At 75.1% G+C, this 16542-nt stretch carries 1 protein-coding gene; it reads left to right on the forward strand.

The window, feature by feature from the left end:
• Window positions 1-88 precede the first annotated feature (88 nt).
• Window positions 89-16516 (forward strand): type I polyketide synthase, encoded by a 16428-nt coding sequence (locus tag CYQ11_RS30190; protein WP_243469264.1) that lies wholly within the window; start codon window positions 89-91, stop codon window positions 16514-16516.
• The last annotated feature ends 26 nt before the right edge of the window (window positions 16517-16542 follow it).

Here is a 16542-nt window from a genome sequence, read left to right on the forward strand (position 1 = left end):
CCGGCTCCGGCACGATATTGATAAGTCAGCTGCGACCGTCGTAAACATAATTGCCCGAGCCCGTGCTCTCGGATGTACAGGAGCTTGCATGTTGCGTACCGAGCTGATGCAGCCGCTGCCCCGATTGTTGGTGGCACAGGCCGCTCGCTTCGGCGACAAGGCCGCTTTCCGTGATCCGCAGCGCGTGGTGGGCTACGCCGAACTCGAGCTGCGCACCGGCCGGATCGCCGGGCACCTGGCGGACGTGGGTCTGGCCACGGGCGACCGGGCGGCGATCTACCTCGGCAACCGCGTCGAGACGATCGAGTGCTACCTGGCCGTCGCCCGCGCCGGCGGCGTCGGGGTCCCGCTCCATCCCCAGTCGGCCGACGCCGAGTTGCGCCACCTGCTGGGCGACAGCGGCGCCCGCGTGGTCTTCACCGACCGGTTCCGGCTCGAACAGGTCCGCAGGTGCTGGGCCGGCGACGACGCGCTGGCGGTCGTGGTGGTCGACGACGACGGCGAACCGCACGACGCCGCGGAACCGGCGGACGCCGCCCCCGTCGAGGCGTCGTTCGAGGAGTGGGCCACCACCGCGCCCGCCACGGCGGCCCGCGACGACCTCGGCCTCGACGACCCGGCGTGGATCCTGTACACCTCGGGCACCACGGGCGAGCCCAAGGGCGTCGTCTCCACCCAGCGCAGCTGCCTGTGGTCGGTGGCCGCCTGCTACGCCCCGGTCCTCGGGCTCTCCCCCGACGACCGCGTGCTGTGGCCGCTGCCGCTGTTCCACAGCCTGGCGCACATCCTCTGCGTGCTGGGCGTCACCGCGACCGGCGCGACGGCGCACATCCTGCCGGGCGTCTCGGCGGAGGACGTCCTCGACGAGGTGCGGGGCGGGGACCACACCTTCCTGGTCGGGGTCCCGACGATGTACCGCTACCTGCTGGACGAGGCGGGGGCCGACGGGCTGCCCCTGCCGGCCCTGCGCATCTGCCTGACCACGGGTTCGGGTGCGGGCGAGACGCTGCGGCGCGACTTCGAGGAGCGGTTCGGGGTTCCGCTGGTCGACAGCTACGGCAGCACGGAGACCTGCGGCGCGATCACCGTCAACTGGCCGACCGGCACCCGGCCCGCGGGCTCGTGCGGCCTGCCGGTGCCCGGCCTGTCCCTGCGCCTGGTCGACCCGGACGACGGCCGCGACGTCGCACCGGGCGAGGAGGGCGAGATCTGGGTCAGCGGCCCCAGCCTCATGACGGGCTACCACGGGCGCCCGGAGGAGACCGCCACCGCCGTCACCGACGGCTGGTACCACACGGGCGACCTGGGCCGCCGCGACGAGTTCGGCTACCTGAGCATCACCGGCCGCATCAAGGAACTCATCATCCGGGGCGGCGAGAACATCCACCCCGGCGAGGTCGAGGACGTGCTGTTGCGGCTCGACGGCGTCGCCGACGCGGCGGTGGTCGGCCGGGCGCACGAGGTGCTGGGCGAGGTGCCGGTCGCCTGCCTGGTCCCCGCCGCCGGTGCCGTCCTGGACCCGGAGGCGGTCTTCGCCGCGTGTGCCGAGCGGCTGGCCTACTTCAAGGTGCCCGAGGAGCTCTACACCACAGACGCGATCCCGCGCACCGGCTCCGGAAAGGTCACCCGCCACGCACTGCGGGACCGGCCGGGCACCCTGCTGGCCGCGCGCGAGCCGGCCGAGGCGGCGGCGCCCGTGCGGAAGGACGCCGACCCGGGGGCCGCGGCGGCGTTCCGGGCGCGCCTGTCCGGGCTGGGACCGGCCGACCGGCGACGGGCCCTGCTGGACCTGGTGCGCGAGGAGACGGCCGCCGTGCTCGGCGGTGTCACCCCCGGTGAGATCCACGCGACGCGCGCGTTCAAGGAGTTCGGCTTCGACTCGGCGAGCGCGGTGCGCCTGCGCGGCCGGCTGGCGGACGCCACGGGGCTGCGGCTGCCGTCGACGCTCGTCTTCGACCGGCCGACCCCCGCCGCCGTCGCCGACCACCTCCACGCGGGTCTGTACGGCACGCCCACCCCGGCGGCCCGGTCGCGCGGCCGGGCGGCGGCGCATGCCGAGCCCATCGCGATCGTCGGCATGAGCTGCCGTTTCCCCGGCGGGGTGGCGTCGCCGGAGGAGCTGTGGCGGTTGGTCGCCGACGGCGTCGACGCGATCGGGGGGTTCCCGGCGGACCGCGGCTGGGACGTGGACGCGCTGTACGACCCCGACCCCGACGCGCCCGGCAAGACCTACGTCCGCGAGGGCGGTTTCCTCGGGGACGCCGCCGGATTCGACGCGGCCTTCTTCGGGATCAGCCCGCGTGAGGCCCTCGCCATGGACCCGCAGCAGCGGCTGCTGCTGGAGACCTCGTGGGAGGCCGTCGAGCGGGCCGGCATCGACCCGGTGGCCGTGCGCGGCAAGGCCGTCGGCGTGTACGCGGGTGCGATGTTCCACGACTACGCGGCGGCGCACGGCGACCAGGGGGCGGAGGGCCTGGAGGGCTACCTCGGCACCGGCAGCGCGGGCAGCGTCATCTCCGGCCGGGTGGCCTACGCGCTCGGCCTGGAGGGGCCGGCGGTCACGGTCGACACGGCGTGCTCGTCGTCGCTGGTGGCCCTGCACTTCGCCGCGCAGGCGCTGCGGGGCGGCGAGTGCGAGCTGGCGCTGGCCGGCGGGGTGGCCGTCATGGCGACGCCAGGCGTGTTCGTCGACTTCAGCAAGCAGCGCGGCTTGGCCGCCGACGCCCGCTGCAAGTCCTTCGCTGCGGCCGCCGACGGCACCGGCTGGTCCGAGGGGGTGGGCATGGTGCTGCTGGAGCGGCTGTCCGACGCACACCGCAACGGCCACCATGTCCTCGCGGTCATACGCGGCTCCGCCGTCAACCAGGACGGCGCCTCCAACGGCCTCACCGCCCCCAACGGGCCGTCTCAGGAACGCGTCATCCACGCCGCCCTCACCAACGCCCGCCTCACCCCCGCCGACGTCGACGCCGTCGAAGCCCACGGCACCGGCACCCGCCTCGGCGACCCCATCGAAGCCCAGGCACTCCTCGCCACCTACGGCCAGAACCGCCCCACCGACCACCCCCTGTGGCTCGGCTCCCTCAAGTCCAACATCGGCCACGCACAGGCCGCCGCCGGCATCGGCGGCGTCATCAAGATGGTCGAGGCCATGCGCCACGGCACCCTCCCCCGCACCCTCCACGTCGACCAGCCCACGACGGAAGTCGACTGGTCGTCCGGCGCCGTCGCGCTCCTCACCGAGGCCCGGTCCTGGCCCGAGACGGGCCGCCCCCGCCGCGCCGCCGTCTCCTCCTTCGGCGTCAGCGGCACCAACGCCCACCTCATCCTCGAACACACACCCGAGGAAGAGGCCGCCGCGCCGGACGACGCCGCCGCGCCCCCGGCAGGGGCCGTTCCGTGGGTGCTGTCCGCCCGTACGGACGCCGCCCTGCGCGAGCAGGCCGCGCGTCTGCACGCCCATCTCACCGAACGGCCCGGGCTGGAGCCGGCCGGGGTGGCCCGGGCGCTGGCCCTGCGCACCGGCTTCGCCCGGCGTGCCGTGATCACGGGCGGCGACCGGGAGCGGCTGCTGGCCGGCCTGACGGCCCTCGCGAACGGTGAACCCGTTCCCGAGGTGCCGACGGGCTCCGCCGCCCCCGAGCCCCGCGTGGTGTTCGTCTTCCCGGGCCAGGGCACGCAGTGGCGCGGCATGGCGGTGGAACTGCTGGACTCCTCGCCGGTGTTCGCCGAGTCGGTGGGTGCGTGTGCCGAGGCGCTGGCGGAGTACGTCGACTGGAACCTGCTGGACGTCCTGCGGGACGCCCCCGGCGCGCCGCCCCTGGAACGGGTCGACGTCGTGCAGCCCGTGTCCTTCGCCGTCATGGTGTCGCTGGCGAAGCTGTGGCGGTCCTGCGGGGTCGAGCCGGACGCGGTGATCGGGCACTCCCAGGGCGAGATCGCGGCCGCCTGCGTGGCGGGTGCCCTGGGTCTCGCGGACGCCTGCCGCGTGGTGGCCCTGCGCAGCCGGGAACTGCTGGCGCTGGCCGGGCGCGGCGGCATGGTGTGGCTGTCCGCCTCCGCCGAACGGGCCGCCGAGTTGCTGGCGCCCTGGGAGGGCCGGCTGTCGGTCGCGGCGGTCAACGGGCCCTCGTCGGTGGTGGTGTCGGGCGAGGCCGCGGCTCTCGACGAGTTCGAGCGCAAGCTCGCCCGTGCCGGGGTGTGGCGCTGGCGCGTGCCGGGCGTGGACTTCGCCGCGCACTCGCCGCAGATCGACGACATCGCCGCGGAGCTGCGCGACGTCCTGGCCCCCGTGAAGCCCGGGCCGGTGCGGCTGCCGTTCTTCTCCACGGTCGACTGCCGCTGGGCCGAGGGCCCCGAACTGGACGGCGCCTACTGGTTCCGCAACCTGCGCGAGACCGTGCGGTTCGAGGCGGCGACGGCCGCGCTGCTGACGGCCGGACACTCGGTGTTCATCGAGGTGAGCGCCCACCCCGTCCTCATCCAGGGCATCCACGAGACGGTCGACGCCACGGGGACGCCGGCGGTCGCCTTCGGCACCCTCCAGCGTGAGCAGGGCGGACCGGGCCGCTGGCTCACCGCCCTCGGGCAGGCGTGGACCGCCGGGGTGCCCGTGGCGTGGCGCGAGCTGACCGGAGCGGGCGGCCGGGCCGACCTGCCGACGTATCCGTTCGAGCACCGGCACTACTGGTCCGTGCCGGCCGTGGGATCCCGCGGCGACGTACGGTCCGCGGGTTTGGAGGACACCGGCCACCCCCTGCTCGGGGCGAGCGTCGCCCTGCCCGGGTCCGACGGTCTGGTGCTGACCGGCCGGCTGTCCCGGCGCACCCACCCGTGGCTGGCCGACCACGCGGTGTCCGGCACGGCGCTGCTGCCGGGCTCGGCGTTCATGGAGCTGGCGCTGCGCGCCGCCGACCAGGCGGGCTGCCGCAGCGTGGAGGAGCTGGCCCTGGAAGCGCCGATGCCGCTGCCGGAACAGGGCGGCCTCGCGGTGCGGGTGGAGGTCGGTGCGGCGGACGGGACGGGTCGGCGCCCCGTCAGCGTCCACTCCCGCGGGGACGAGCCGGACGCGCCGTGGACCCGCCACGCGACCGGGTTCCTCGCCGCCGACGGCGACGGTGCTCCGCCGCCCCTGGCCGAGTGGCCGCCGCACGGGGCGACGCCGGTGGACGTGGACGGCGCCTACATCCGGCTCGCCGAGCGCGGTTTCTCCTACGGCCCCGCCTTCCAGGGGCTGCGGGCGGTGTGGCGCAGGGGCGAGGAGTTGTTCGCGGAGGCCGCGCTGGACGAGGAGTCCGCGGCGGAGGCCGACGCGTACGGCCTGCATCCGGCGCTCCTCGACTCCGCCCTGCACGCCATGGAACTGGCGGCCGGCGACGGGCAGGGCGAACCTGCCGGGGGCCGGCTGGCGTTCTCGTGGAGCGGCATGGCCCTGCACGCGGTCGGGGCGGCCGCGATCCGGGTCCGGCTGGTCCCGGCCGGGCCGGACGCCGTCTCGGTCACCGTGGCCGACAGCACGGGCGCCCCGGTCGCCTCCATCGCGTCCGTGGTGCTGCGCGCCGTGGAAGGCCGGCGGCTGTCCGCCACCGCGACGAGCGGCGGGGGCACGGACCTGTTCCACGTCGACTGGACGCCGGTGGCGCGCCGCACGGCGGGTGACGGCGGCTGGTGGGCGGTCGTCGGCCCCGACCCCCTCGGGGTGGCGGAGGCGGTACGGGCCGCGGGCCGCGAGGTGCGGGAGTTCACGGATCTGACCGATCTGGACGGGCTGCGCGAGGCGCTGGCCCCGGGCTCGCCCCTGCCCGAGGTCGTGTGCGCCGCTCTCGCCACACCGGCACCCACGCCCGAGACGACGTCCGGTGACCTTCCCGGCGCGGCCCGCGCCGCGACCGGCCGGGCCCTGGAGCTGGTGCGGAGCCGGCTCGGCGACGACCGCCTCGGCTCGTCGCGCCTGGTGCTGCTGACCCGGCAGGCGGTGGCGGCCGGCGACGACGACTCCGTCGTCGACCTCGCGTACGCGCCGGTGTGGGGGCTGGTGCGTGCGGCGCAGTCGGAGCACCCGGACCGGTTCGTGCTCGTGGACGTGGACGCGGCGCGTCCGGCGTGGGGGGAGGCCCTCGTCGCCGCCGTCGCGTCCGGCGAGACGCAACTGGCCGTCCGTGGTGGCGAGGTGCTCGCCCCGCGTCTGGCCCGCACCACCGGTGCTCCCGGGGCGGCGGACCCGTTCGCCGGCTGGGACCCCGACGGCACCGTGCTCGTCACGGGCGGGACCGGCGGCCTCGGCGCGCTGGTCGCCCGGCACCTGGTCACCGCACACGGCGTCCGCCGGCTCCTGCTGGTCAGCCGCCGGGGCGCCGACGCGCCGAACGCCCGTGACGTCACCGACGAACTGACGGCTCTGGGCGCCGTGGTGGACGTGGCCGCGTGTGACGTGGCCGACGAGGACGACGTGGCCTCCGCGCTCTCCCTCGTTCCGGCGGGGCATCCGCTGACCGCGGTCGTGCACACCGCCGGGCTCGTCGACGACGGGGTCGTCGGTTCGCTGACCGCCGGGCAGATCGACGCGGTCTTCCGGCCCAAGGTCGACGGCGCCCTGAACCTGCTGCGGCTGACCGGACCGGACGGCCTCACCGCGTTCTTGATGTTCTCGTCGGCCGCCGCCGTCTGCGGCAGCCCCGGGCAGGGCAACTACGCGGCCGCCAACGCCTTCCTCGACGCGCTGGCCCACCACGAGCGGGCGAGGAGCGGGCCGGCGCCCGTCGTCACGTCGCTCGCCTGGGGGGTGTGGGCCGAGGAGAGCGGCATGGCGGGCCGCCTGGACGCCGCCGACCTGCGCAGGCTGGCCCGCGCCGGAGCGGCCGCCATGACCGCCGAGCAGGGGCTGGCCCTGTTCGACCGGGCCTGCGGTGCCGGCCGGGCGAGTGTCGTACCGATGCGGGTCGACCTCCAGGCGCTGCGCGCCCGGGACCACGACGCGGTGCCCGGCCTCTTCCGGAACCTGCTCGCCACGCGCCGCCGGGCGGCCGCGCCCGCGGCGGAGAGTCCCTCGTCGTTCGCGGCGCGCCTGGCGGCCATGGCGGAGGAACAGCGGCTTCGGGCCCTCCTCGACGTCGTCCGCGCGAACGCCGCGACCGTCCTGGGTCACGCGTCCGCCGAGGAGATCGCCGAGGACCGCACGTTCCGCGAGCTGGGCTTCGACTCGCTGACGGCCGTCGAGTTCCGCAACCGGCTCAGCACCGTGACCGGGCTGCGCCTGCCCGCGACCCTGATCTTCAACCACCCCACGCCGGCCGTACTCGCGTCCTACCTGCTCGGCGAGACCCTCGGCGACGCCGGAGCCCCCGCCGACGCGGCGTCGGCCCCGGCACCGGCGGTCCTCGTGGACGACGAGCCCATCGCGGTCGTGGGCATGAGCTGCCGCTACCCGGGCGGGGTCACCTCACCGGAGGACCTGTGGCGCCTGGTGGCCGACGGCACCGACGCGGTGAGCGGCTTCCCCACCGACCGCGGCTGGGACGTGACGGCGGCCTACGACCCCGATCCGGACGCCCCGGGCAAGACCTACGTCCGCGAGGGCGGGTTCCTGGACGACGTCGCCGGTTTCGACGCGGACTTCTTCGGGATCAGCCCCCGCGAGGCCCTCGCCATGGACCCGCAGCAGCGGCTGCTGCTGGAGACCTCGTGGGAGGCCTTCGAGCGGGCCGGCATCGAGCCGACGGCCGTGCGCGGCACGCCGGTCGGCGTCTACGCCGGCACCCACGGGCAGGACTACGCCGAGCTGCTGGCGCGTGCCGACGACAGCCTTGAGGGCTACCGCGACACGGGCAACGCGGCGAGCGTCGTCTCAGGCCGCATCTCCTACACCCTGGGTCTGGAAGGCCCCGCGGTCACGGTGGACACGGCGTGCTCGTCCTCACTGGTGGCCCTGCACCTGGCGGTACAGGCCCTGCGCAACGGCGAATGCGAGCTGGCGCTGGCCGGCGGCGTCGCGGTGGTCTCCACCCTGGACGGCTTGATCGCCTTCAGCCGTCGTCGCGGCCTGGCGGCGGACGGACGCTGCAAGGCCTTCTCGGAGACAGCCGACGGCTTCGGCTTCGCCGAGGGTGTGGGGGTGTTGTTGCTGGAGCGGTTGTCGGACGCGCGGCGCAACGGCCGGCGGATCCTGGCGGTCGTGCGGGGGTCGGCGGTCAACCAGGACGGCGCGAGCAACGGCCTGACGGCACCGAACGGCCCCTCGCAGGAACGAGTGATCCGAGCGGCACTGGCAAACGCACGCCTGACCCCGAACGATGTGGACGCGGTCGAAGCCCACGGAACAGGCACACGACTGGGCGACCCCATCGAGGCACAAGCCCTCCTGGCCACCTACGGACAAGGACGGCCGGAGGACCGGCCCCTGTGGCTGGGCTCGCTCAAGTCCAACATCGGCCACGCCCAAGCCGCAGCAGGCGTCGGCGGCGTCATCAAAATGATCCAGGCCATGCGCCACGGCACCCTGCCACCCACCCTCCACGTCGACGAACCGAACAGCGAGGTGGACTGGTCGGCCGGCGGGGTTCGGCTGCTGACGGAGACGTGCGGCTGGCCGGAGGTCGAGCGTCCGCGGCGGGTGGGTGTGTCGTCGTTCGGGATCAGCGGAACCAACGCCCACGTCATCCTGGAACAGGCACCACCAGAGACAGTGGAGGAGCAGGCGCCCGCCACTGGGCAGAGCGACGTGGTCGTGCCCTGGGTCGTCTCGGGCAAGACCGAAGCAGCCGTCGACGAACAGCTCGCACGGCTACGCCAATGGGCCCAGCAACGGCCGGACGCCCGGCCAGTCGACGTCGCCCACGCCTTGGCCACGAGTCGCACGCACTTCGAATACCGGGCCGCGGTCGTAGGCCGAACCCACGAAGAACTTGTCACCGCGCTGGCCTCGCCCGCATCGGTCTTACGAGGCCGGCGACAAGGCCGCGAACTGGCGGTCCTCTTCGCGGGACAGGGCTCACAACGCCCCGGCATGGGACGCGAACTCCACGCCACCTACCCAGCCTTCGCCGACGCCTTCGACGCCATCCGCACCGAACTCGACCAACACCTAGACCTGCCACTCACCCACATCATGTGGCACGACACCACCGGCCTACTCCACCAAACCGCCTATACCCAGGCCGCGCTCTTCGCCCTCGAAACAGCCCAATACAGGCTCATAGAAAGCTGGGGACTACGGCCAGAGGCACTGCTCGGGCACTCGATCGGGGAACTCACCGCAGCCCACGTCGCCGGCATCTGGTCTCTCGAAGACGCCTGCACCCTGGTCGCCGCACGCGGACGCCTCATGCAAACCCTCCCCACCAGCGGCACCATGACCGCCCTCCAAGCCACAGAAAACGAAATCGCTCCTCTTCTCAACGAGCGAGTGAGCCTGGCAGCCATCAACGGCCCCTCATCCGTCGTCATCTCCGGCGACAAAGACGCCGTCGACACCATCGCAACAACCGTCACCAACTGGGGCCGCAAAACCAAGAAACTCCACGTCAGCCACGCCTTCCACTCCCCCCACATGGACCCCATACTCGACGAATTCCAAACCATCGCCGAGTCCCTCACCTACCACCCACCCCAGCTGACCATCATCTCCAACCTCACCGGCCAACCCACCACCACCGACACCCTCACCCCCACCTACTGGACCCACCACATCCGCCAACCCGTCCGCTTCAACGACGGCCTCACCCACCTCACCACCCACACCCTCCTCGAACTCGGCCCCGACAGCACCCTCACCGCCCTCACCCAACCAACCCACCCCCACACCACCGCCACCCCCCTCCTCCGCAAAAACCACCCCGAACCCCACACCACCATCACCGCCCTCACCCACCTCCACACCACCGGCACCACCCCCAGCTGGAACACCCTCCTCCCCACCACCCACCCCACCCACGACCTCCCCACCTACCCCTTCCAACACCACCACTACTGGCTGGAACCCTCGCGCCCCGCCGGCTCGCCCACCGGTTCCGCAGCGGACCCGGCCGACGCCGCGCTCTGGGCCGCGATCGAGAGCGGTGACCTCGACGCGCTCGCCGAGACCCTCGCGCTCGCGTCCGACGCACCGCTGACCGCGGTCGTCCCCGCTCTGGCCGCCTGGCGGCGCGGCAACCGCGACCGTTCCACCCTCGACTCCTGGCAGTACCGCGAGACGTGGCGCCGCTTGCCCGCCGGTCCAGCCACCGCGTCCGCCCCCGACCTCTCCGGCACCTGGCTCCTGGTGGCCCCGCCCGGGCACGACGGCCTCGCCGACGGCCACTCCCTGGTCGCCGCCTGCGCCGCCGCGCTCGCCGACCACCGGGCCGAGGTCGTGTGCGTCGCGCCCGCCACCACGGTCGCGGACCGCACCGAGTTCGCCGATCTCGTCCGTACCGCTCTCGCCGGTCGCGGCCCCGTCGCCGGTGTGCTGTCCCTGCTGGCTCTGGACGACCGGCCGCATCCCGCGCACCCGTCCGTGCCCGCCGGGCTCGCCGCCACCGCCGCGCTGGTGCAGGCCCTGGGCGACTGCGGGATCGGCGCCCCCCTGCACGTCGCGACCACCGGAGCCGTCCACGTCGACCGCGCGGACTCCCCCGTCCTCGCGACCGCCGCCCAGTTCTGGGGCTTCGGCAGGGTCGTCCAGCTCGAACACCCCGACCGCTGGGGCGGTCTCCTCGATCTGCCCGCCGACCTCGATCCCGCTCTGCGTGCCCGGTTCGCCGCTGCGCTCCGCTCCCCCGCCGAGGCGGAGGTCGCCCTGCGTTCCTCCGGCACGTACGCGCGGCGTCTGGTGCGTGCGCCGCTCGGCGCGACGGCGACCGGTGGCTGGAAGCCCCGTGGCACCGTACTGGTGACGGGGGGCACGGGTGCCGTCGGCGGGCAGGTGGCCCGTTGGCTGGCCGGTCAGGGCGCGGAGCATCTGCTGCTCGTCGGCCGGAGCGACCGTGCGGCCGTGGGTGCGGCGGAGTTTGCGGAAGAGCTGCGGGCCGCGGGCGCAGGTGTGACGTTCGCGGCGTGCGACGTCGCCGACCGTGCCGCCCTTGAGCGGCTGCTGGCCGACGTGCCGGCGGACCGCCCGTTGTCGGCGGTGGTGCACGTGGCCGGGGCCCTGGACGACGGGGTCGTGGACGCGCTGGACGCGGAACGGTTCGCCGCTGTCTTCCGGTCGAAGGTGACCGGTGCGTGGAACCTGCACGAGCTGACCGCCGGTCTCGAACTGGACGCGTTCGTGCTCTTCTCGTCCCTGGCCGGCGTGCTCGGCGCCGCCGGGCAGGGCAACTACGCGGCCGCCAACGCCTCCTTGGACGCCCTCGCCCGGCACCGGCGCTCGCTCGGTCTGCCCGCGACGTCCCTCGCCTGGGGGGCGTGGGCCGGAGCCGGCATGGCGGCCGGTGACGGCGTCGCCGACCGGCTGCGGCGCACGGGGCTGCTGCCGATGGACCCGGAAGTCGCCGTCACCGCCCTGGCCCGGGCCGTCGGTCACGACGAGGCGTGTCTGGTCGTGGCCGCACTCGACTGGGAGGTCTTCCCCCTGTCCTGGCCGGCGTCCCGGCCGTACGCCGTGCTCGCCGAGCTGGCCGCGCCGTCCGGTGCGGGGGCCGACGCCTCGCGGGACGACCACCGCACGCCGCTGCTGCGGCGACTGGCGGAGGCCGCCGAGGGCAACGAGCGGCGGCGCGTGCTGCTGGAAGCCGTACGGGGCGAGGTCGCGGCGGTGCTGGGGCACGCGGCGCCGGACGCCGTCGGGCCGGACCGTGCGTTCAGCGCGCTCGGCTTCGACTCGCTGACCGCCGTGGAGCTGCGGAACCGGCTCGGTGCCGCCACGGGCCTGGCGCTGCCGGCGACGCTGACGTTCAACCACCCCACTGCGGCCGCGCTCGCCGACCATCTGCTGGCCGAGCTGACGGACGGCGTGCCCACGCCGGACGCGCCGGCGGCGCGGCCCGCCCTCGCGCCGGCCGACGACGACCCGATCGCGATCATCGGCATGAGCTGCCGCTTCCCGGGCGGAGTGCGATCGCCCGGTGAGCTGTGGCGGCTGGTGGCCGAAAGTGTGGACGCGGTGTCCGGCTTCCCCGCGGACCGTGGCTGGGACGTCGGGGCGCTCTACGACCCGGACCCCGACCGGCCCGGCACGACGTACGTCCGTGACGGCTCCTTCGTCGACGACGTCGCCGGTTTCGACGCGGACTTCTTCGGGATCAGCCCGCGCGAGGCCCTCGCCATGGACCCGCAGCAGCGGCTGCTGCTGGAGACGTCGTGGGAGGTGTTCGAGCGGGCCGGCATCGCGCCGTCGGCGGTGCGCGGCAGGCCGGTGGGCGTGTTCGTGGGCACCAACGGCAACGACTACGGCGCTCTCCTGCGGGGCGTTCCCCAGGAGTTGGAGGGGCACGTCGGCACGGGCAACGCGGCGAGCGTGGCCTCCGGCCGCATCTCCTACGTGCTCGGTCTGGAGGGGCCCGCGGTCACCGTGGACACGGCGTGCTCGTCGTCCCTGGTCGCCCTGCACCTGGCCGCGCAGGCGCTGCGCGGCGGGGACTGCGAGCTGGCGCTGGCGGGCGGTGTCACGGTGATGTCCGCCCCGGACGCCTTCGTGGAGTTCAGCCGGCAGCGGGGGCTGGCCGAGGACGGCCGGTGCAAGGCGTTCGCGGCGGGCGCGGACGGCACGGCGTGGGGCGAGGGCGTGGGCGTCCTGCTGGTGGAGCGGCTGTCGGACGCGGTGCGCAACGGACACGAGGTGCTGGCCGTCGTGCGGGGGTCCGCCGTGAACCAGGACGGCGCGTCGAACGGTCTGACGGCACCCAACGGGCCGTCCCAGGAACGGGTGATCCGGCAGGCGCTGGCCGGCGCGGGACTGACGGCGGCCGACGTGGACGCCGTCGAGGCCCACGGCACCGGCACCCGCCTCGGCGACCCCATCGAAGCACAGGCACTCCTCGCCACCTACGGCCAAGACCGCCCCACCGACCACCCCCTCTGGCTCGGCTCCGTCAAATCCAACATCGGCCACACCCAAGCCGCCGCCGGCGTCGCCGGCGTCATCAAAATGGTCGAAGCCATGCGCCACGGCACCCTGCCGCCGACCCTGCACGTCGACCAGCCCACCCCGCACGTGGACTGGTCGGCCGGTGCCGTGAAGCTGCTGACGGCCGCGCGGAGCTGGCCGGAGGCCGGGCGTCCGCGGCGGGCCGGGGTGTCGTCCTTCGGCATCAGCGGCACCAACGCCCACGTCATCCTGGAGCAGGTACCGGCCGGCCGTGACCAGGTGCCCGGCGCGGACGAGGGGCGGTGGGTGCCGCCCGCCGTTCCCGTCGTGCTGTCCGCGGCCACGCCGCGGGCGCTGCGGGCCCAGGCCGCCCGGCTGGGCGCGCACCTCGCGGAGTATCCCGAGGCGGCCCTGCTGGACGTCGCGCACTCGCTGGCCACGGGCCGTGCCGCGCGCGAGCACGGCGCGGTCGTGGTGGCGGCGGACCGGGAGGAGCTGACCCGGGTGCTGGCGGCCGTGGGCGAGAGCGGCTCGGCGCCCGGCTTCGTCACCGACGTGCGCGGCGAGGGCGGTCTGGCGCTGCTGTTCTCCGGTCAGGGCTCGCAGCGGCTCGGCATGGGCCGGGAGCTGCACGCGGCCTTCCCCGCCTTCGCCGCGGCGTTCGACGAGGTCTGCGCGGCGTTCGACGGGCTGCTGGAGCGGCCGTTGACGGACGTGGTGTTCGGCGACGAGGCCGCCCTGCTGGACCGTACCGAGTTCACGCAGCCCGGCCTGTTCGCGATCGAGGTGGCGCTGTTCCGGCTGCTGGAGTCGTGGGGCGTGCGGGCGGACTACCTGGTGGGGCACTCCATCGGGGAACTCGCCGCGGCCCACGTCGCGGGCGTGTGGTCACTGGCCGACGCGTGTGCCGTGGTGGCCGCGCGGGGCCGGCTGATGCAGGCGCTGCCGGGCGGCGGGGCGATGGTGGCGGTCGCGGCACCGGCGGAGACGGTCGCCGGTGAACTGGCGGGCTTCGAGGACCGGGTGAGCCTGGCGGCGGTGAACGGGCCGTCGGCGGTGGTGATCTCCGGTGAGGGCGCGGCCGTGGAGGAGATACGGGAGCGGTTCGCCGGGCGCGGCGTCCGGACCAAGCGGCTGACGGTGTCGCACGCCTTCCACTCGCCGCTGATGGAACCCATGCTGGACGGGTTCCGGCAGGTGCTGGAGCGGGTGTCGTTCGCCGCCCCGCGTGTTCCGGTGGTGGCGAACGGCACCGGCGCGCCGGCCGGGGCGGAGCTGACGACGGTCGAGTACTGGGTGCGTCAGGTGCGGGAGACCGTGCGGTTCTCCGATGGGGTGGCCGCCCTGCTGGAGCGCGGCGCGACCACGTTCCTGGAGCTGGGGCCGGCGGGGGTGCTGACCGCCATGGCCGCGGAGTGCGCCGACGCCGGGGCGGTCGGCTGTGTCGCCGCCCTGGACGGTGAGCGGGACGAGCCGCGGGCCCTGCTGCGGGCGCTCGGCCAGGTGTGCGCCCGTGGGGCGGCCGTGGACTGGGCGGCGTTCTACGCGGGCACCGGGGCGCGCCGGGTGCCGGTGCCGACGTACGCGTTCCAGCACCGGCGCTTCTGGCCCGAGGCGGCCGTGGGCGGCCGCGGCCCGCAGCCGCGGGGCGTCGACGCTTGGCGGTACCGGTTCGTGTGGAAGCCGGTGGAGGTACAGCCGGCTGGCGCGCCCGGGGGTGTGTGGCTCGTCGCGGTGCCGGACGATCCGGCGGCGGAGGCCACCGTGCGCTCCTGCCTGCGCGGCCTGGCCGAGAACGGGCTGCGGACCGTGTGCGTCGAGGCCGGCGAGGACCGGAAGACCCTCGCGGAGCGCCTGCGGGCCGCGGCCGGGGCCGAGCCGTCGCTCGCCGGGGTGCTGTCCCTGCTGGCGCTGGACGAGCGGCCGCACGGTGTGCACCCGGCCCTGCCGCGCGGGGTCGCCGCCACGCTGGCCCTGGTCCAGGCGCTCGGTGACGCGGACGTGACGGCGCCGCTGTGGTGCGTGACGCGGGGCGCGGTGGCGGCGGTGGACGGGGACGCGGTGCGTACGCCCGTGCAGGGCCAGGTCTGGGGCCTGGCGCAGACGGTGGCCGCCGAGCACCCGGAGCGCTGGGGCGGGCTGGTGGACCTGCCCGGGGTCGTCGACGAGCCGGCGGTCGAGCGGCTGGCCACAGTACTGACGGGCCGTCATGGCGAGGACCAGGTGGCGGTGCGGGAGACGGGCACGGTCGCGCGGCGGCTCGTCCGGGCGCCGTCCGCCGCGGGCCGGCGGTGGAAGCCGCGGGGCTCCGTGCTGATCACCGGCGGTACGGGTGCCCTCGGGGCGCACGTGGCGCGGGCGCTGGCGCGTGAGGGCGCCGAGCACCTGGTGCTGGTGAGCCGGCGGGGTGCCGGGGCGCCGGGCGCGGAGGCCCTGCGGGCCGAGCTGACGGAGCTGGGCGCCCGGGTGTCGGTAGAGGCCTGCGACACCGCCGACAGGGAGGCGCTGCGGCGGCTGCTGGAGGGGCTTCCCCCGGAGTTCCCGCTGACCTCCGTGGTGCACACGGCGGGCACGCTGGACGACGGCGTGCTCGGCGCCCTGACTCCGGAGCGCTGCGCCTCGGTGCTGCGGTCGAAGGCCGAGTCGGCGTGGCATCTGCACGAGCTGACGGCTCGTCTGGAGCTGGAGTCGTTCGTGCTGTTCTCGTCGGTGTCGGGCGCGCTGGGTTCGGCGGGTCAGGGCAACTACGCGGCGGCGAACGCCTACTTGGACGCGCTCGCCGAGTACCGCCGCTCGCTGGGGCTGCCCGCGACCTCGCTCGCGTGGGGCGCCTGGGGCAGCGGCGGCATGGCCACCAGTGAGGCGGTGCGGCGGCGGCTGGCCCGGGGCGGTGTGGCGCCGATGGCTCCCGAGCCGGCGCTGGCCGCGCTGCTGGGTGCGGCCGGCGGGGAGGAGACCTGCCTGGTCGTCGCCGACATCGCCTGGGAGCGCTTCGCGCGGGAGTTCACGCTGGGGCGCCGCAGCCGGCTCCTGGAGGAGCTGGCGGCGGAGAGCGGTCCGGCCGCCGTGGCGGGCGTCCCCGAGGAGAGCGCGGAGGAGAGGGACGAACCGGCGTCGCTGCGTGAGCGGCTCGCCCGGTCGGCCCCGGCCGAGCGCGAGCAGCTGCTGCTGCACCTGGTCCGCGCCGGGACGGCCGACGTGCTGGGGCACGACTCCCCGGCGGCCGTCCGGCCGGGACGGGGCTTCCTCGAACTGGGCCTGGACTCGCTGATGGCGGTGCGGCTGCGCAACGGCCTCAACGCCGCCACCGGGCTCCGGCTGCCGACCACGGTGATCTTCGACTATCCGACGCCCGCCAAGCTGGCCGGTCATCTGGAGACGGCGTTGCGTACGGGCGGGGGCGACGGCACGGACGAGGGGGCGGCCGGGGAGGCGGCGGCCGGGGACATGGAGCGGATCGACGAGCTGGACGCCGAGGCGCTCGTCCGCATGGCGCGGGAGCAGGTGGAGTCGTGATGGGGGCGGACAAGGGTGGTAAGGGC

The sequence above is a fragment of the Streptomyces cinnamoneus genome (assembly GCF_002939475.1).
GTDB classification, from domain to species: domain Bacteria; phylum Actinomycetota; class Actinomycetes; order Streptomycetales; family Streptomycetaceae; genus Streptomyces; species Streptomyces cinnamoneus_A.